A 17,410-nucleotide genomic window follows, 5' to 3' on the forward strand; every position below is an offset into this window, starting at 1 on the left:
CGCGCGCTGCTCCCTGCCGTCCGCGCGCTGCTCCCTGCCGTCCGCGCGCTGCTCCTGGCCGCTGACGCGCGGCACCGCGCCGAGCAGGGCCGCCGCCCGCTCCGCCAGCTCGCCGATCGTCCAGGTGTCGCTCATGCCACCACAATGACACTGTCACAATGACACTGTCAACGTCGTCTCCCTCATTGCGGTGTCACGGTTCCCGAAGTGTTCGTCTCGGTGAGGCATGCCGCTTCTCGCGCCGTTCACACGAGACGGGTCGACTGGGCACCGCGACGTGCGGCCGCGCGACACGACGCGGGACGAGCGGACGCGGCACAAAAGGCGCGGCACAGGAGGACCGGGACGGAAAGACCCGGTCGGATGCCGCCGGGTGGGTAAGGGGGAGCGGAGCGGTCACGCCCCCGGCCCGGGCGACGGCCGCGCGGGAACGAACGGCCCGCCGGGGGGCGGACCGGCACGACCAGGGGCAGGTCGAGGAGGCGGTCAGCGGTGCAGGGGACTTCCGTCCGGTCGGCGGAGCTCTCGGTGCTTCCGGGAGCGGTGTGGCGCGCGGCGTTCGCCCGTGACGACGGGCGCGAGCCGCCCGGGCGGAGCGAGCCGTACGCACAGGGTGATCCGGGCGGCCCTTCTCCGCCCGAGGTGCTTCGGGCCCTGCCACCGGGCTTCACCGGCCGGATCGTGGCGCGGTCGGGGGAGCGCACCGTGGGAGTCGTCTGGCACGCCGCCCCGGACGGCGGCGGGTGCTTCCCCGACGGGGACGGCTGGATATACGTGTCCAACTGCGCGCTGCCGCTGCTCGGCGGCGTGACGGCGCTGCGCTTCGCCCAGGACGGGACCCTGCGCGACGGCTACCGCGTCCTGTCCGGCGCCGACCGCAGCGGGGCCGGCACCGCGACGCCGTGGAACACGTGGCTGTCGGGCGAGCGGACGCCGTACGGACGAATCTTCGAATGCGACCCGTACGGCCTGCGCGCTCCCAGGCCCCGGCTCGCGATGGGCCTGTTCCGTCACGGCGGCGTGGCCTGCGATTCCGACCGGGGAGTCGTCTACCTCACGGAGGGCGAGCCGGACGGATGTCTGTACCGGTTCCGCCCGCACGACTGGGGCGACCTGACCACCGGGGTGCTCGATGTGATGATCGGCGCGCCCGGCGAGGAGGCGGTGGCCTGGGAGCGGGTGCCGGCCCCGGCCACGGCCCAGGTGCCTTTCGGCGAAGATGTGTCCCTCGCCGGGCACGTGCCGCTGCGCGAACAGGTGAAGGGACCCAGGAGGTTCGCGCGCGGCGGTGACTGCCACTACCGCGACGGCCTGCTGCGGTTCGTCACCGAGGGGGACGGCCGGGCGTGGGTGTACGACGCCGCCCGCGAGCGCCTGACGGTGACGCACGACATCACCGGCCGGCCGCGCGGCGGGGAAGACGGCGAGATCACCCTCGTCGCAGGGGACCGGGCGGTGCCGTTCCTGCGCGTCACGGGCGGGTGGACCGTCGCCGGCCCCTCGATGTCGCCGGTCGGCGACAGGCTCTACTTCTCCTGCCGTCCACCACACGGTGCGCGGCCCGCTCCGGCCTCCGTGACCGTCGAGGTCCGCGGGCCCTTCCAGGACCTCGTCCGCGCCTGAGCCCTCACGGCACGCGAGGGGAGGCCGGTGCCGCGCCGAGGACGGCGCCGCCTCGCGGCGACGTTCGAGGGCTGTCAGTCGCAGGGGTCGTGCGGCACGGTGGCGGTGGCACTCCTACCGGTCGTGGCGACCACCTCGAGTTGTGCCGCGGTGAGGGCGTAGCCGACGTCGGCCATGTCCGTGGCCGCCGCGAAGATCATTCCCATTACCTGATCTTCGCCGGCGATGAGCGGAGCGCCCGACATGCCGGGCGTGATGCCCACACCCCGGAGACGGTGGATCCGCAGCGAGACTTTGTCGCGGTTGTATATGTCGTAGGACTCGGCGGGCTGGTCCGGCCGCACCCTGGCGGGAAGCGCGACCGGGACGGTGGTGCCCTTGGGATAGCCGACGACCACGGCGCTGGTCCGCTCGTCGCGTGTCAGCCGCAGCGGCCGGGCGGTGAGCCCGGGCACCCGCAGGACGGCGGCGTCGATCTCCGGGTCGAAGGCCACCACCCGTGCCGCGAACCGCCGCCCGTCGTCGAGGACGACTTCCAGGGCGCGGTCGACCCCCGCGATGACATGGGCGTTGAGGAGGACCCTCTCGGGCGCGTAGACGAATCCGGTCCCTTCCAGCCGTTTCCGGCAGGAGGAGGCGACTCCCCGGACCCGCACCACGCTGTGCGCGGCTTCGGACACCGCCGTGGCCTCGGCCGTGGGGGCGGCGGGCAGTGTGAGCTCACGCGCGACCACGCACCCCGCCGCGCTCCCCGCCATCGAGACCGCCACGCACATCACGAGAGCGATCGCTCCCGCGCTCTTGCGCGCCGCTCCCGCGCTCCGCCGCGCCGATCCCAGCATGCAGATCATGGTAGGGGGCGGCCCGGAAGGTCACAGGTCCCTGGCCCATACCTGCTCGTTGACGGGAATGCCGGACTCCTCACCCGGGTACTGCTCCAGCAGTTCGAACCCCGCGGCCTGGTAGATCCGGCGCGCGCTCGCGAGCACGTCGCGGGTCCAGAGCATGATCCGGCGGTAGCCGGCCGCCGCGGCGAAACGCAGGCACTCCTCGACCAGCCGCCCGCCGATGCCCATGCCGCGCGCGGACGGCTCGACCAGCAGCAGGCGGAGCTGGGCCGTCGTGTCGTCCTTGCGCACGCAGAAGACGGACGCCACCGGCTCGCCGCGCACCTCCGCGATCCAGCAGCCCTCCCGCCGGGGGTCGTGGTCCTCGACGTAGTCGGCGACGATCCGCGCGACCAGGGCCTCGAACGCCATGCCCCAGCCGTACTCCTGCCCGTAGAGGGCGCCGTGCCGGTGCACCACCCAGCCGAGGTCGCCCGCCCGCGGCGGCCTGATCACGTACGGCTCGCGCCGCTCGGCGGGCTCGAGCAGGCTCCGTACGGTGGCCATGGCGGACACGAGCCGCCGGCGTTCGGGGTCGGTCAGCTTCGCGAGCAGGGTCTCGATCTCGGTGGCCGAGCGCCGGTCGAGCACGGCGAAGGTCTCGCGGCCCTTGGGCGTGAGCCGTACGACCTGGCGGCGGGCGTCCTCGGCGGACCGCTCGCGGGACACGAGCCCGTCGGTCTCGAACCTGGTCAGGATGCGGCTCAGGTAGCCGGCGTCGAGACCGAGCATGCCCCTGATGCCTGCGGTGTCGACCGCCTCCCGCGTGCCGAGTTCGAACAGCACCCGCGCCTCGGTCAGGGAGTAGGGAGTGTCGTGCATTCCCGCCCCGAGCACCCCGATCACGGAGGTGTAGAAGCGGTTGAACGCGCGCACTTCCGGCACGATGTCCATATGTTCCCTTGCCTGTCTCAAGGAAATGCTTGACGGAGTCAAACATAAGGCCGTGGCGGCCCGTTGGGAAGACGCCCTCGCGCGACGCGCGGTCTCGCCGTGCGAGACTGAGTTGGTCTGGTCGGCCAGGTGCCGTAGCCTCTTCTTTTGGTCTAGACCATTGTGCGGGGCTGGGGCAGAATGCGGTGCCGTGGAGTGCCGGGGTCTGCGTCGGGCCGGCCACGCCATTCCACGCGTAATCCCAGATGGAGGAAAACCCGTCATGCGTATTGGAGTCCTCACCGGAGGCGGCGACTGCCCCGGCCTGAACGCGGTCATTCGCGGCGTCGTCCGCAAGGGCGTCGGCGTGTACGGGCACGAGTTCGTCGGATTCCGGGACGGCTGGCGTGGCCCTCTGGAGGGCGACACCATGCCGCTCGACATCCAGGCCGTGCGGGGCATCCTGCCGCGCGGCGGCACGATCCTCGGCTCCTCCCGCACGAACCCGATCAAGATCGAGGGCGGCGTCGAGCGGATCAAGGAGAACCTCGCCGCGCAGGGCGTCGACGCGCTCATCGCCATCGGCGGTGAGGACACGCTGGGCGTGGCCAAGCAGCTGTTCGACCGTGACGTGAAGGTCGTCGGCGTGCCCAAGACGATCGACAACGACCTCAACGCCACCGACTACACCTTCGGCTTCGACACCGCGGTCAACATCGCGATGGAGGCCATCGACCGGCTGCACACCACCGCGGAGTCGCACCACCGCGCGCTGATCTGCGAGGTCATGGGCCGCCACGCGGGCTGGATCGCGCTGCACGCCGGCATGGCCGCGGGCGCCAACGTCATCCTCATCCCGGAGAAGCCGTTCGACATCGAGAAGGTCTGCGCCTACGTCGAGTCGCGGTTCAAGACCCGCTACGCGCCGATCATCGTCGTCGCCGAGGGCGCCCACCCGCTCGAGGGCCAGATGGCGCTGCAGGCGGGCGAGCTGGACGCGTTCGGCCACGTGCGCCTCGGCGGCATCGGCGAGGTCCTCGCCAAGGAAATCGAGAAGCGCACCGGCAAGGAGGCCCGCACGACGGTCCTCGGCCACATCCAGCGCGGCGGCACGCCGACCGCCTACGACCGCGTGCTCGCGACCCGCTTCGGCCTCGGCGCGATCGACGCGGTGAACGAGGGCGACTTCGGCAAGATGATCGCGCTGCAGGGCACCGACATCGTGCGCGTCGCCCTCGCCGAGGCGACCGCCGAGCTCAAGACCGTGCCGGCCTCCCGCTACGAAGAGGCCGAGGTCTTCTTCGGCTGATCGGACGCGGGCCCGTCACCACGGCCCGCGCACGATCCCGTACGGCTCCCGCGACGCCCCGCGGGAGCCGTACGCATGCGGAGGCCCGCCGACGAGGCCCTGGCGGGGCCCCGGCCGCCGGAGACCGCGGGCGCTCTCCGGCGGCCGGCCCGGTCCCTCGCCGCCGCGATCCGCCGGAAGATCGAGGCGTAGACGCGGCGGTTGCCCGAGTATGTGAGCGGCCCGAGTATGTGAGCGGAGGGCGCGGCACGCCCTCCCGGCTCGATCATCAGGAGAGTGCGCCGCGCGATGGGCATCGAGGGACCGTTCTGGCGGGCGATCGCGGTCTTCCGCCTGGCGTCGCTCGCGTACGCGGCGCTGCTCGTGCTCAGGGCCGGCGGCTACGCCCATCCGGCGGTGACCTGGGCCGTCGTCGGCGTGATGGCCGCCTGGACGGCCGTCACCCTCGTCCTCTATCCCGCCGTGCGGCGCGGGCCGCTGCTGGCGGCCGACCTCCTCGTCACGGTGGGCTGCCTGCTGGCCACGCCGTTCGCACAGAGCCGCGTCGACGTGCTGGCCGGTGCGATGCCGATCACCGCGACCTGGGTGGCCGGGCCCGTCCTCGCGTACGGGGTGGCCCGGGGACGCCGCGCGGGCGCGCTCGCCGCCGCGGCGGTGTCGGCGGCCGACCTGTGGCTGCGCAGCGCCGGCGGGGTCGACCTCGCCTCGTTCCCGGTGAACGGCGCCGTGCTCATTTTCATGGCCGGGGTCGTCGTCGGGCACGTCGCCCGGCTCGCGCGCGAGGCCGAGGAGCGCATGCGGCGCGCCGAACGGATCGAGGCCGCCGGCCGCGAGCGGGAGCGGCTGGCCCGCGGCATCCACGATTCGGTGCTGCAGGTGCTGGCGCTCGTCCAGCGCAGGGGCGCGGAGATCGGCGGCGAGGCGGCCGAGCTGGGCAGGCTCGCGGGGGAGCAGGAGTCGGCGCTGCGGGCGCTGGTGCAGGCGCCGCCCGTCGCGCGGCCGCCGGGCACCGCCCCGCCGCCCGGACTCCGCGGCCGGCTCCGATCGCCGGCGCGCCCTCGCCGTGCCCCCGCCCGTGAAGGGGACTCCCGCCATGTGACCGACACCACCACGGCGGAGCCCGAGGCCGACCTGCGCGACCTGCTGCGGCCGTACGGCACGGCGCGCGTGACCGTGTCCGCGCCCGCGACACCGCTGCCGCTGCCGGCCGAGAGCGCGCGGGAGGTGGCGGCGGCCGTCGGCGCGGCCCTCGACAACGTCGTACGGCACTGCCCCGAGGGCGCCCGCGCGTGGATACTCGCCGAGGAGGACGGCGGCGCGGTCGTCGTCACCGTCCGCGACGACGGGCCGGGCATTCCCGAGGGGCGGCTCGAACAGGCCGCGCGCGAGGGGCGCATGGGCGTGGCCCGGTCGATCCGGGGCCGCGTGGCCGACCTCGGCGGCACGGTGACTGTCACCTCGTCGCCGTCGGGGACGGAGATCGAGCTGTCGGTCCCGGCGCGGACGCCGCGACCGGGCGAAGGGGGCGGGAGGCGCTCGTGAACGAAGGCGGACGGCCGCCGGTGCGGGTCATGGTGGTGGACGACCATCCGATGTGGCGGGAGGCGGTCGCCCGCGACCTGACCGAGGCAGGGTACGACGTGGTCGCCGCCACCGGTGAGGGCCGCCAGGCGCTGCGCGTCGCGGCGGCCGTACGGCCGGACGTGGTGGTGCTCGACCTGCGGCTGCCCGACCTGGCGGGCGTGGAGGTGGCCCGGGGCCTCGGCGCGTCGGCGGCCCCGCCGCGTGTGCTCGTCCTGTCGGCCAGCGCCGAGGAGGAGGACGTGCTGGAAGCGGTCAAGGCCGGCGCCTCGGGATATCTGGTGAAGTCGGCGAGCCGGGAGGAGTTCCTGGACGCGGTCCGGCGGACCGCCCAGGGCGACGCCGTCTTCACTCCCGGCCTGGCCGGGCTGGTGCTGGGGGAGTACCGCAGGCTGGCCCACCTGACACCGGACCGCGGCGGGGACGCCGAACGGGACGGCCCCCGGCTGACCGATCGGGAGACCGAGGTGCTGCGCATGGTCGCCAAGGGCCTGACGTATCGGCAGATCGCCGGACGGCTGGTGCTGTCGCATCGCACGGTGCAGAACCACGTGCAGAACACGCTGAGCAAGCTCCAGCTCCACAACCGGGTGGAGCTGGTCCGCTACGCGATCGAGAAGGGCCTGGTCGAACTCGACGGCGGATAATCGGCGTTGTCACGGCGGCGGCATTACAGTGGGGAAGCCCGCATCGCGGTGACGCGTTGTCTTTGGCGTATGTTCCCCCGGCCGTGCCCTCCCCGGTGTGACGGCCGTCCCTGTCCGTCCGGAGGTTTTCCACAGATGACCATGACCGCCCTCGGAGAGCCCTCGGTGCTGCTCAAGTTAGGCGAGGTGGTCCTGAAGGGCCGGAACCGCGAGATCTTCGAGATGCGCCTGCGGGCGAACATCAAGCACGCGCTCAAGGGCCACCGGGTCGACATCCGCCAGCGGCACGGGGTGATCGCCCTGTTCCTGCCCGCGGGAACCGAGGTGGAGGAGGCCGAGACGGTGGCGGCCCGCGTGGCCGACGTGCCCGGGATCGTGCTGGTCCATCTCGCCTGGCGGGTGCCGAAGGACCCGGACACGATCACCAAGGCCGCCATCGAGCTGATCAGGGACAGCGACGAGGTGGCCCGCAAGGCGCGCTTCGCCGTACGGTCGCGGCGTCGCGACAAGCGCTTCCCGCTGCGCTCGAACGAGCTGGACCGCGTGGTCGGCGGGGTGATCAACGACACCTTCGGGCTGCCGGTCGACCTGAGCAACCCGGAGCTCACCGTGCACATCGAGGTGGACAGGGACGAGGCGTTCCTGTTCACCGGGGGCCGGCCGGGCCAGGGCGGCCTGCCCGTCGGCTCCAGCGGCCGGGCGCTGGCGCTGCTGTCCGGCGGGATCGACTCCCCGGTCGCCGCCTACCGCATGATGCGGCGCGGCCTGCGAGTGGACTTCCTGCATTTCTCCGGCATCCCTTTCACCACCTCGGAGTCGATCTACAAGGCGTACGCGCTGGTGCGCAACCTGGACAAGTTCCAGGGCAAGTCGCGGCTGTGGGTGGTGCCGTTCGGCAAGGCGCAGCAGTCGATCAGGAACTCCGGCCAGGACCGGCTCGCGGTGATCGCGCAGCGGCGCCTGATGCTCAAGACGGCCGAGGAGGTCGCCCACCGCATCCACGCCGAGGCGCTGGTCACCGGCGACAGCCTCGGCCAGGTCTCCTCGCAGACCCTGGCCAACATCACGGCCCAGGACCACGCCGTGGACCTGCCGATCCTGCGCCCGCTGATCGGCCTGGACAAGACCGAGATCATGACCGAGGCCCGCCGGATCGGGACGCTGGAGATCTCCGAGCTGCCCGACGAGGACTGCTGCACGCTGCTCGCGCCGCGGCAGGCCGAGACCCGCGCGAAGATCGAGGACCTCAAGCAGATCGAGAGGCGTCTCGACGCCGAGGACCTCGCCGCCCAGCTGGCCGACTCGATCCAGCCGTACAAGCTCGACGTCTGAGCCGGAGCCCGGGACCGCGTCCGGCGGTCCCGGGGCCCGGTCCGGTGAAGGTCAGGCGGGAACGAGGGACGCGGCCGTGGTCGCGGTGCGGCCCAGCAGCGGGGGGAAGTCGCGCAGCACGGCCGCGAGGTCGTCCAGGTCGCCGTCGACCAGGGCCTGCGGTCCGTCGCAGAGGGCCTGCTCGGGGTGCGGGTGCACGTCGACGATCAGGCCGTCGGCCCCGGCCGCGATCGCGGCGCGGGACAGCGGCAGCACCAGGTCGCGCCGGCCGCCGGAGTGCGACGGGTCGACGATCACCGGCAGGTGCGACAGCCGCTGCACGATCGGGACCGCCGAGACGTCGAGCGTGTTGCGGGTGGCGGGCTCGTAGGTGCGGATGCCGCGCTCGCACAGCACGATGTCGAGGTTGCCGCGCTGGGCGATGTACTCGGCCGCCATCAGCCACTCCTCGATGGTCGCCGTCATACCCCGCTTCAGCATGACCGGCTTGCCCGCCGCGCCCACCGCCTGCAGCAGCGCGAAGTTCTGCGCGTTGCGGGTGCCGACCTGCAGCATGTCGGCGTACGACGCCACCAGCGCCACGTCGTGGGCGTCCACGACCTCGGTGACGATCGGCAGCCCGGTCTGCTCGCGCACGTCGGCCAGGATGCGCAGGCCCTCCTCGCCCAGGCCCTGGAAGGCGTACGGCGAGGTGCGCGGCTTGTAGGCGCCGCCGCGCAGCAGGGTCGCGCCCGCCGCCTTGGCCATCAGCGCCGCCTCCAGCGTCTGCCGCGGCGTCTCGACCGCGCACGGGCCCGCGATCAGCGTGACGGTGTCCGGGCCGATCGGCACGCCGCGCACGGTCACCGTGGAGCGTTGCGGATGGTTCTCTCTGCTCACGAGCTTGTACGGCGTGGAGACCCGCACGACCTCCGCGACGCCCGGCATGCCGTGCAGATTCAGTGTGGCGTACTGCTCCACATCGCCGATGATGCCGACGATCGTGCGGTTCACGCCGCGGCTCGCGAACGCCTCCCCTCCGGCCGCGGCGACGAGGCCGGTGATCGCCTCGATGTCGTCCTGGGTGGCTTCCGGGGTCATGACGATGACCATGGTGACTCCTGTCAGGGTGAACGGTACGGGTCCGGAAAACGAAAAAGGCCCCGGGTCCTTGGGACCCGGGGCCTTCGTTCGCCTTGGCTGTCAGCGCAGCGCATGGAGGCGATCGGTCCTCACGGGTCCGTCGCCATACCAAAACGACCAAGCGGTGCGCATGTGACGCAATATAGCGCACGATTCCTTGATCGTGCCGCACTGCGCGTCAGGGGGCCGGTGCGGTCGCCCTCGAGGCGGATGGCAGGATGGCCTGCGTGCCGGAGAAACCTGAGGAGGAGACGCGCCTGCCACCGGGCCAGTACGTCCCACGTGGACAGCCCGTCGTCCACTACGGGAGGGTTCCGGGGTTCCGCCCGGAGACGTGGCGTTTCCAGGTGTTCGGCGCCACGGCCTCGGGCCGGGTCCACGACTTCTCGTGGGAGGAGTTCTCCTCCCTGCCCACGGCGACGGTCGTGGCGGACTTCCACTGCGTCACCAAGTTCTCCGTCATGGGCAACGAGTGGAGCGGCGTTCCCACGTCGGCGCTGCTCGAACGCGTCCCCCCGGCGCCCGGCGTGCGCCACGTCATGGTCTGGGCCGAGTACGGCTACAGCGCCAACCTGCGCCTGTCCGACTTCGACCGCCCGACCACGCTGTTCGCCACGCACCTCGACGAGAACCGGCTGTCCCCCGAGCGTGGCTACCCCGTACGGATCGTGGTGCCCCACCTGTACGCCTGGAAGAGCGTGAAGTGGGTGCGCGCGGTCGAGTACCTGACCGAGGACCGGCGCGGATTCTGGGAGGACCGCGGCTACCACAACGTGGCCGACCCCTGGAAAGAGCAGCGCTACTCATACCAGGAGGACCCGGGCGACGGCCCGCCGTGAGGCCGCCGAGCGGCTACGGTGTCCGGCGTGTCTTCAGCCGTCTGGGTCACGCTGTGCGCGATCTGCGGAGTCTGCGGCGGCGCGCTCGGCCGCGCCCTCGCCCGTCGCGGGCCGTCCCCCGGTGAGCCGCCGGGCGAGGCGACGTTCCTCGCCCTGCGCGTGGCCGGGCTGGCCGCGGGCTCGCTGCGCGCCGGGCTCACCAGGGGCGCCGCCCGCCGGTCCGTACGGCACCTGCGGGCGTTGCTCGGCGCCGACGGCCTCGCCGTCGCCACCGGCGACCGGGTCCTGGCCACGGACGGCACGGGGGTGCCGGCGGACGAGACGGTGCTCGCCGAGGCGCGCGCGGCCATGGCGACCGGCAGGCCACGCGTCGTCCCCGCCCGGGGGGACGACCGGCACGGCGTGGTGGTCCCCCTGACCGTGGAGGACCGGGTGGTGGGCGCGCTCGCGGCGTACGACGCGGAGGCCGGCGCCGCCCTGCTGCGCACGGCGGCCGAGGTGGGCCGCTGGATGTCCGGCCAGCTCGAACTCGCCGAGCTCGACGCCTCCCGGAGGCGGACGCTGGAGGCGGAGGCGCGGGCCCTGCGGGCGCAGATCTCGCCCCACTTCGTGTACAACTCGCTGACGACGATCGCGTCGTTCGTCCGGACCGAGCCCGAACGCGCCCGCGAGCTGCTGCTCGATTTCGCCGACTTCATCCGGTACGCGCTGCGCCGGGCGGCCGACTTCACCTCGCTCGCCGACGAGTTGGGCTGCGTGGACCGCTACCTGCTGCTGGAGCAGGCGAGGTTCGGCGATCGGCTGCGCTTCACCGTGCAGGTCGCGCCGGAGGTGCTGAAGGTCGACGTGCCGTTCCTGTGCCTGCAACCCCTGGTGGAGAACGCCATCAAGCACGGCATGCCGGGCGAGGTCCGGGTCGTGATCAGGGACGCGGGGCAGGAGGCGCACATCTGGGTCGAGGACGACGGCGTCGGCATGGACCCCGAGCATCTGCGGGCCGCGCTCGCGGAGGAGAGCACCGGCATCGGGCTGAGCAACGTGGACCTGCGCATGCGCCACCTCTACGGCCAGGACTACGGGCTCAAGGTCGAGACGGCGCCCGGCAAGGGAACCCGCATCCGGCTGCGCATCCCCAAGAGCCGTCCCCGCGCCGTCCCGGCCCGCTCCTGAACCCGCCGGGGCCACCACGCCCCGGGGCCGGCGATCAGCCGGTCAGCAGCGGGAGCCGGAGGACGAACCGGGCGCCGCGCGGGGAGTCCTCGACGCGCAGGCTGCCGTCGTGCGCCGCCGCGATCGCCCGGCACAGGGCCAGGCCGAGACCGCTGCCGCCGGGATCCAGACGGCGTCCCGCCTCCAGCCGCATGAAGGGTTCGAAGATGCGCTCCCTGTCCTCCTCCGCGACGCCGTCGCCGTCGTCCAGCACCACCACCAGCGCCTGGGCGCCGTCGCACCCGGCGGTCACGTTCACCTGGCCGATGGCATGGCGCTGGGCGTTCACCAGCAGGTTCGTCACGATGCTGGCCAGCTGCACGCGGTTGCCGACGACCCGCACGCCGGGCTCGGTGGTGGCGTACACCGGCACGCCCGTCGTGCGCGCCGCCGCCTCGGCGCGTACGAGCGCCCCGAGGTCGACCTGCTCGGACGAGCACGGCGTGTTGCGGAGCCGGGCGAAGGCGAGCAGCTCGTCGATGATCTGCTGCATGCGGTCGGCGGCCGGCAGCGCCCTGGCGATCGCCTGCCGCGCGTCCGTCTCCGGGTAGAGCAGCGCCTCCTCCAGACCCGTGCGCAGGCCGGTGAGCGGGGACTTGAGCTCGTGGGACACGATGGCGGCGAACTCCCGCTGCCGTGTGACCGCAGACTCCAGCCGGCCGAGCGTCTGGTTGGCGGCACAGGCCAGCTGTGCGATCTCGTCCCGGCCGGACGGCTGCGGCACCCGCAGGGACAGGTCGTTGGCGTTGATCTCCGACATCCGCTGCCGGATCGCGTTGATGGGGCCCAGGATGCGGCCTGCCGCCCGCCAGGTCGTCCACGTCCACAGGGCCGCGAGCAGCAGCCCGCCGGCGCCGATGAGCAACTCCAGCCGCCGCCCGCGTAGGGCGGGCGGCTGATCCGTGCCGGCGTAGACGAAGCGGGGCTCACCCTGCCAGAGCTCCCAGGACTGCAGCGACGGGACCCGGGCGGCGGTGAGCAGGACGCACCGCTCGCTCTCGGGGCACTCGGTCACGTCGCGGAAACGGTCCTCCTCCGTCGGCCGGACCGTGCTCAGCGGCCGGTCTCCGGCCATGGGCCCGGCCGCCGTCACCCGGCCCCGCGAGTCGACGAGCTGGACGAGGGGGACCCGCGCCGTCGGCGTCGGCGGCGGAACCTGCCCGCGTTCCATCAGGCCGATCCACTCGGTGGCGACGCGGCGCGTCTCCCTGAATATCTCGCTCTCGACCCGGTGCCGGATCAGCAGGCACAGGCCGATGCCGATCACCGCGGCGACGAGCACGGACACCGCTGCCACGGTCAGCGTCACCCGTGCCCGGATGGAGTCGGAGAGGGGAAGGAACGTGCCCGGCCTGATGCTCATCCAAGTTCCTCGCTGGGCCTGGTGTCCTCCTCACGATAGACAACCCTGAGGGACAAAGGGCATTTTAGGGGGCAAAACAGCTAATAGCTCTACCTACTCTTGGTCCGGCATGCGCGAGCGATCGTGGCGGAGGGTATCGGGAATGTCACCTACCGCTCGGTCACCCCTTGCGTGGAGGGCGGCACACGCGGCACGGTGTACGCCATGCTGCGTGTCCTCGCGGTGGACGACGAGGTCCCCGCCCTGTCCGAGCTCGCCTTCCTGCTCCGCCAGGACGCCCGGGTGGAGCACGTGAGGACGGCGACCGACGGCGGGGCCGCCCTGCACGACATGGTCCAGATGATCGCCGACGGGGAGCGCCTGGACGGCGTCTTCCTCGACGTGCGCATGCCCGGACTCGACGGCCTGGACCTGGCCCGGCTCATCGGCGGGTTCCCCGCGCCGCCCCGTCTGGTCTTCGTCAGCGCGCACGACTGCGCCGTCCAGGCGTTCGAGCTGGAGGCCGTCGACTACCTGCTGAAGCCCGTACGGCCCGAACGCCTGGCGGAGGCCGTACGCCGTCTCTCGGCCGCGGTGGCGCCTCCCGGCGCCGAGGAGGACCTGGAGACGATCCCGGTCGAGCTCGGGGGCCGCACGAAGTTCGTGGCGCGGCAGGACGTGTGCTACGCCGAGGCCCACGGCGACTACGTCCGCCTGCACACGGCCGGCGCCGTCTACCTCGTACGGATGTCCCTCGCGGCGCTGGAACGCCGCTGGGCGGGCGCCGGCTTCGTCCGGGCCCACCGCAGCACCCTGGTCAACGCCCGGCACGTGAGCGAGCTGCGCTTCGACGCCGGCCGGGTGGTCCTGCAGGTGGGAAGCGAGACGCTGCCGGTGAGCAGGCGGCACACCCGCCAGGTGCGCGAGCAGCTCGTCCGCCAGTTCCGGCCCTGAGCCTGCCCGATCACGTCGCGGCCGCGGCGCCTCGGGCCGGAGACACGACCACGCCGCTCTCGAACGCGCGGGTCACGGCGGCGCAACCCCGGCTGGCAGGGCGGCTCCTGGGCCGCCGAGCACGCACTCGCGCTGGCGATCGGCCGGCCGCTGCTGATCACGCTCGTCTTCCTGCGTCCTCCTGCCCCTGTCCGCCCGCCTCTACCGCCGTTTCGGCGGCTGAGCTTCGCCCGTTCGCCGGGGGTGCGCGGCCGGGCCGGAGGGCGTGTTCACACGCCCCGATCTACCGCTCGTCGCCCCCGGAGGCCCGCTCGTCGTGCGGGAGCGGGCCGCATGGCGCTAACTAGAGACCGCTCGTCCGAACGTCCATCCACCCGCCCGACTACACCTCGTAGTCTTTCGCACGTCGCAAGACACGCGGGGTAATCACAAAGTGAGCAGGTTGTCACCGGTTGGTTACCAAGCGGGGCCCTACTCGGGGGGGAAGGGCCCCGCCGACGCGTATCGGGGGGTGCGCGGCGATCCGGCCATACGGGGGCCCGGATCGCCGCGAACGCCCGCTCCCGCCTGCCCCATGAGGGCAGCCACGCCCGGTAAGGGCCGGGAAAGCCGCGCCGGACGCCCGGTATCGCCGGGAGAACCCGCTGCGGCCCGGTGACCGGTGCCCCGGGGACGCGCCGGTCAGTCGCCGCGCAGCTGCTTGAGCAGCTCGACGTCCTCGCGGTGCTTGTCCACCTTGCCCGGGGTCTCGATGCAGAACGGCACCCCGGCCGCCGTGGGATGGCGCATCAGCTCGCCGAACGCCTGGGCGCCGATGTGCCCCGCGCCGATGTTCTCGTGCCGGTCCCGCTTCGAACCGCAGGGGTCCTTCGAGTCGTTGGCGTGGACCAGCCTGAGCCGCCCCGGAGCCACCTCGTTCAGCGCGTCCATCATCTCCTTCACCCCGCCCGGCGCGGCCAGGTCGTGCCCCGCGGCGAAGGCGTGGCAGGTGTCGAGGCACACGCCGACCTTGGGGTGGTGGTCGAGGGCCTCCAGATAGGGCCCGAGGTCCTGCACGGTCGCGCACAGCATCTGGCCCTGGCCGGCCATCGGTTCGAGCAGCAGGTCGGGGCCGTCGTCGGGCAGCTCGTCCAGCACCGGCAGCAGGCGCTCGTGGATCTGGCGCATCGCCGCCTCGCGCGACTGGCTCACGGCCGAGCCGGTGTGGACGACCACACCGAGCGCGCCGGTCTCGACGCCCCTGCGCAGAGTGTGACGGATGACCGCGATCGAGTTGTCCAGGGTCTCCGGGGTCGGCGACCCGCAGTTCACGAGATACGCGGCGTGCAGGAAGACCGGAACCCCCGACTCGCGCAGCTTGGCGTCCTCGGCGGGGTTCCCCTCGCTGAGCGCCCAGCCGCGCGGGTTGGTGACGAAGACCTGGATCATCTCCGCGCCGATGTCCGCCGCGTACTTCAGCCCGCCCTTGGCCAGGCCGCCGGCGACGAAGACGTGTCCGCCGATGAGATTGGAAGGAGTCATGATGACCTCCAGGCTAGTGCCGCCCCCTTTGTCACAACGTACAAAGCGGCCCCCGGAGCAGGGCGCGCGGTTCGGACTTCGCGCCGCTGGATCCCGCCGCGGCCCGGCGGTTGACTGACGGGCATGCGCGAACTCAGCCGGGAGGACCTGCGGTCCTGCTGCTCCTGCGCCACCTGGGTGGCGGAGGTCGCCGCGCGCGGGCCGTACGAGGATCTCGACGGGCTCCGCCGCGCGAGCGAGTCGGCCGTCGCGGCACTGGACTGGGACGACGTGCTGGAGGCGCTGGCGGCGCATCCGCGCATCGGCGAGCGCCCCGGCGGCGCGGGACGCGAGGCCGCGTGGTCGCGCGCCGAGCAGGCCGGGACCGCGGACGCCGGGCGGGATGTGCTCGGCGCGCTCCGCGAGGGCAACGCCGCCTACGAGAGCCGCTACGGCCACGTCTACCTGGTCTGCGCGGCCGGACGGACCGCCGGCGAGATGCTGGCGCTGCTGCACGAGCGGCTCGGCCACGACGAGGAGACCGAACGGAAGGTCGTCCGCGAGGAGCTGGCGAAGATCGTCGATCTGCGGCTGGCCAAGCTCTGGGAGGGCCGGTGAGCCTTTCGACCCACGTGCTCGACACCGCCGCCGGGCGGCCGGCCAAGGACGTGTCCGTACGGCTGTCGCGGCGTGCCGCGCACGGCTTCGTGCCGGTGGCGGAGGGCCGCACCGACGGCGACGGCCGCATCCGGGAGTGGACCCCGCTGGGCCGGGAGTGGGATCCGGCCGGGGACCCCCGCCCGGGGACCTACCGGCTCGTGTTCGACACCGGCGCCTACCTGGGGGACGAGGCGTTCTTTCCCGAGGTGAGCGTCGTGTTCGCCATCAGGGAGGCCGGCGAGCACCACCACGTGCCGCTGCTGCTGAGCCCGTTCGCCTACTCGACCTACCGGGGGAGCTAGCGTGGCCGTTCTGGGGCCCAACAGGTACGGCAAGGCCGAGACGAGGGTCGTGCGGGTGACCCGGCACGGCGACGCCCACCGGATCAAGGACCTCACGGTCGGCACGGCGCTGTCGGGCGACATGACCGAGGTCCACCTGAGCGGGGACAACTCCGCCGTCCTGCCCACCGACACGCAGAAGAACACGGTCTTCGCGTTCGCCAAGAAGCACGGCGTCGGAGCGATCGAGGACTTCGCGCTGCTGCTGGCGCGCCACTTCACGGACTCCCGGCCCGCGATCCACCACGCGAGGGTCGCGATCGAGGAGCACGCCTGGGAGCGCAACGGCGCGTTCGGGCACTCCTTCGTCCGTTCCGGCCGTGAGGTCCGCACCTGCGTGGCCCACCACGACGGCACGCGGTCGTGGGTGGTCTCCGGGCTGCGCGACCTCGTCGTGCTGAACACGACCAACTCGGAGTTCTGGGGCTTCGCCAAGGACGAGTACACGACGCTGCCGGAGACCCGCGACCGCGTCCTCGCCACCGCCGTGGACGTCGCGTGGCGGCACACGGACGTCTCCCGGGACTGTTCCCACGACTGGGACAAGACGTATGAGAACGCCCGGGCCGCTCTGCTCACGGCATTCGCCGACACCTACAGCCTGTCCCTGCAGCAGACGCTGTACGCGATGGGCACCCGGGTGCTGGCCGAGTGCCCGGGGGTCTGCGAGGTGCGGCTGTCGCTGCCGAACAAGCACCACTTCCTGGTGGACCTCGCGCCCTTCGGCCTGGACAACGACGGCGAGGTCTTCTTCGCCGCCGACCGGCCGTACGGGCTGATCGAGGGCACGGTCCTGCGCGAGGACGCGCCCGTCGCCGGCCCGGCCTGGGAGTAGCCGATGGACTTCCTGCGACCGCGGACCTGGGCGGAGGCCCTGGCGATGAAGGCCGAGCGGCCCGAGGCCACGCCGCTCCAGGGCGGCACCGACGTCATGGTGGAGATCAACCTCGACAAGGGCCGCCCGGCCGCCCTGCTCGACCTCACGCCGATCCCCGAGCTCCGGGAGTGGTCGCGGGAGGGTGTCGAGATCCGGGTGGGCGCGGGCGTGACCTACTCCCGGCTGATCGCCGAGCTCGGGGGCGTTCTGCCCGGTCTGGCCCAGGCGTCCCGTACGGTCGGGTCGCCGCAGATCCGCGGACGTGGTTGACTTCCTCGGTCATGATCCGATCCCCAGTTCGTGCTCCAGCTCCT

17 protein-coding genes are annotated in these 17,410 nt (G+C 72.7%); 12 read left to right on the top strand and 5 right to left on the bottom strand.

Annotated elements, in window-relative coordinates:
- Positions 1-492 precede the first annotated feature (492 nt).
- A complete protein-coding gene (locus tag AB0J39_RS29635) occupies positions 493-1,623 on the top strand; it encodes an alkaline phosphatase PhoX (RefSeq protein ID WP_363470567.1) in 1,131 nt (376 codons plus the stop codon).
- Positions 1,624-1,697: 74 nt separating this feature from the next.
- On the opposite strand, the gene AB0J39_RS29640 is transcribed toward AB0J39_RS29635, so the two are convergent.
- Complete coding sequence (locus tag AB0J39_RS29640; protein ID WP_363470570.1) at positions 1,698-2,465, bottom strand: trypsin-like peptidase domain-containing protein; 768 nt, start codon at positions 2,463-2,465, stop codon at positions 1,698-1,700.
- A gap of 30 nt (positions 2,466-2,495) precedes the next feature.
- A complete protein-coding gene (locus AB0J39_RS29645) occupies positions 2,496-3,404 on the bottom strand; it encodes a helix-turn-helix domain-containing GNAT family N-acetyltransferase (protein WP_363470572.1) in 909 nt (302 codons plus the stop codon).
- A 262-nt stretch (positions 3,405-3,666) separates the two neighbouring features.
- Between AB0J39_RS29645 and AB0J39_RS29650 the strand changes: the two genes are divergently transcribed.
- From AB0J39_RS29650 to thiI, 4 genes are all read left to right on the top strand, one after another.
- Positions 3,667-4,692 carry a 6-phosphofructokinase gene (locus AB0J39_RS29650; RefSeq protein WP_363470575.1) on the top strand — a complete coding sequence of 342 codons (1,026 nt, stop codon included), beginning with the start codon at positions 3,667-3,669 and terminating at the stop codon, positions 4,690-4,692.
- A 276-nt stretch (positions 4,693-4,968) separates the two neighbouring features.
- Positions 4,969-6,234, top strand: coding sequence for a DUF5931 domain-containing protein (locus tag AB0J39_RS29655; protein WP_363470578.1), 1,266 nt, complete (start codon positions 4,969-4,971; stop codon positions 6,232-6,234).
- Between the two features lie 29 nt (positions 6,235-6,263).
- Positions 6,264-6,920 (top strand): response regulator transcription factor, encoded by a 657-nt coding sequence (locus AB0J39_RS29660; protein WP_363470610.1) that lies wholly within the window; start codon positions 6,264-6,266, stop codon positions 6,918-6,920.
- A gap of 135 nt (positions 6,921-7,055) precedes the next feature.
- Complete coding sequence (gene thiI / locus AB0J39_RS29665) at positions 7,056-8,252, top strand: tRNA uracil 4-sulfurtransferase ThiI (protein ID WP_363470581.1); 1,197 nt, start codon at positions 7,056-7,058, stop codon at positions 8,250-8,252.
- A gap of 51 nt (positions 8,253-8,303) precedes the next feature.
- Here thiI and aroF read toward each other — a convergent pair whose 3' ends face one another.
- A complete protein-coding gene (gene aroF, locus AB0J39_RS29670) occupies positions 8,304-9,344 on the bottom strand; it encodes a 3-deoxy-7-phosphoheptulonate synthase (RefSeq protein ID WP_363470583.1) in 1,041 nt (346 codons plus the stop codon).
- Positions 9,345-9,592: 248 nt separating this feature from the next.
- Between aroF and AB0J39_RS29675 the strand changes: the two genes are divergently transcribed.
- Positions 9,593-10,213, top strand: a complete 621-nt coding sequence (locus AB0J39_RS29675; RefSeq protein WP_363470586.1) for a molybdopterin-dependent oxidoreductase — start codon at positions 9,593-9,595, stop codon at positions 10,211-10,213.
- Between the two features lie 27 nt (positions 10,214-10,240).
- Entirely contained in the window at positions 10,241-11,383 is a 1,143-nt protein-coding gene (locus AB0J39_RS29680; RefSeq protein ID WP_363470589.1) for a histidine kinase, read from the top strand.
- Positions 11,384-11,417: 34 nt separating this feature from the next.
- Here the strand turns inward: AB0J39_RS29680 and AB0J39_RS29685 are convergent, their stop codons facing one another.
- Positions 11,418-12,785: a HAMP domain-containing sensor histidine kinase gene (locus AB0J39_RS29685; protein ID WP_363470592.1), complete on the bottom strand. Its 1,368-nt coding sequence runs from the start codon at positions 12,783-12,785 to the stop codon at positions 11,418-11,420.
- Positions 12,786-12,989: 204 nt separating this feature from the next.
- Here AB0J39_RS29685 and AB0J39_RS29690 point away from each other — a divergent pair, with 204 nt between their 5' ends.
- Entirely contained in the window at positions 12,990-13,718 is a 729-nt protein-coding gene (locus AB0J39_RS29690) for a LytTR family DNA-binding domain-containing protein (protein WP_363470613.1), read from the top strand.
- 681 nt (positions 13,719-14,399) lie between these two features.
- Here the strand turns inward: AB0J39_RS29690 and AB0J39_RS29695 are convergent.
- Entirely contained in the window at positions 14,400-15,239 is an 840-nt protein-coding gene (locus AB0J39_RS29695) for a deoxyribonuclease IV (RefSeq protein ID WP_363470595.1), read from the bottom strand.
- A 123-nt stretch (positions 15,240-15,362) separates the two neighbouring features.
- Between AB0J39_RS29695 and uraD the strand changes: the two genes are divergently transcribed.
- Genes uraD through AB0J39_RS29715 form a run of 4 tightly spaced genes read left to right on the top strand, consistent with a single transcriptional unit; the run spans position 15,363 to position 17,366 of the window.
- Complete coding sequence (gene uraD, locus AB0J39_RS29700) at positions 15,363-15,836, top strand: 2-oxo-4-hydroxy-4-carboxy-5-ureidoimidazoline decarboxylase (RefSeq protein ID WP_363470598.1); 474 nt, start codon at positions 15,363-15,365, stop codon at positions 15,834-15,836.
- Positions 15,833-16,180: a hydroxyisourate hydrolase gene (gene uraH / locus AB0J39_RS29705; protein WP_363470601.1), complete on the top strand. Its 348-nt coding sequence runs from the start codon at positions 15,833-15,835 to the stop codon at positions 16,178-16,180. Before uraD ends, uraH begins: the two co-directional genes overlap by 4 nt.
- A gap of 1 nt (position 16,181) precedes the next feature.
- Positions 16,182-17,054, top strand: a complete 873-nt coding sequence (pucL, locus tag AB0J39_RS29710; RefSeq protein WP_363470604.1) for a factor-independent urate hydroxylase — start codon at positions 16,182-16,184, stop codon at positions 17,052-17,054.
- A gap of 3 nt (positions 17,055-17,057) precedes the next feature.
- Entirely contained in the window at positions 17,058-17,366 is a 309-nt protein-coding gene (locus tag AB0J39_RS29715) for an FAD binding domain-containing protein (RefSeq protein ID WP_363470607.1), read from the top strand.
- Positions 17,367-17,410: the final 44 nt, after the last annotated feature.

The organism is Microbispora sp. NPDC049633 (assembly GCF_040675265.1).
GTDB classification, from domain to species: Bacteria; Actinomycetota; Actinomycetes; order Streptosporangiales; family Streptosporangiaceae; genus Microbispora; species Microbispora maris.

Coding starts and splice junctions, on each gene's coding strand:
- AB0J39_RS29645 (WP_363470572.1), bottom strand. CDS start 3,404: ATGGACATCGTGCCGGAAGTGCGCGCGTTCAACCGCTTCTACACCTCC.
- AB0J39_RS29640 (WP_363470570.1), bottom strand. CDS start 2,465: ATGCTGGGATCGGCGCGGCGGAGCGCGGGAGCGGCGCGCAAGAGCGCG.
- AB0J39_RS29695 (WP_363470595.1), bottom strand. CDS start 15,239: ATGACTCCTTCCAATCTCATCGGCGGACACGTCTTCGTCGCCGGCGGC.
- aroF (WP_363470583.1), bottom strand. CDS start 9,344: ATGGTCATCGTCATGACCCCGGAAGCCACCCAGGACGACATCGAGGCG.
- AB0J39_RS29690 (WP_363470613.1), top strand. CDS start 12,990: ATGCTGCGTGTCCTCGCGGTGGACGACGAGGTCCCCGCCCTGTCCGAG.
- uraD (WP_363470598.1), top strand. CDS start 15,363: ATGCGCGAACTCAGCCGGGAGGACCTGCGGTCCTGCTGCTCCTGCGCC.
- AB0J39_RS29650 (WP_363470575.1), top strand. CDS start 3,667: ATGCGTATTGGAGTCCTCACCGGAGGCGGCGACTGCCCCGGCCTGAAC.
- AB0J39_RS29675 (WP_363470586.1), top strand. CDS start 9,593: ATGGCCTGCGTGCCGGAGAAACCTGAGGAGGAGACGCGCCTGCCACCG.
- AB0J39_RS29685 (WP_363470592.1), bottom strand. CDS start 12,785: ATGAGCATCAGGCCGGGCACGTTCCTTCCCCTCTCCGACTCCATCCGG.
- AB0J39_RS29715 (WP_363470607.1), top strand. CDS start 17,058: ATGGACTTCCTGCGACCGCGGACCTGGGCGGAGGCCCTGGCGATGAAG.
- AB0J39_RS29660 (WP_363470610.1), top strand. CDS start 6,264: ATGGTGGTGGACGACCATCCGATGTGGCGGGAGGCGGTCGCCCGCGAC.
- thiI (WP_363470581.1), top strand. CDS start 7,056: ATGACCATGACCGCCCTCGGAGAGCCCTCGGTGCTGCTCAAGTTAGGC.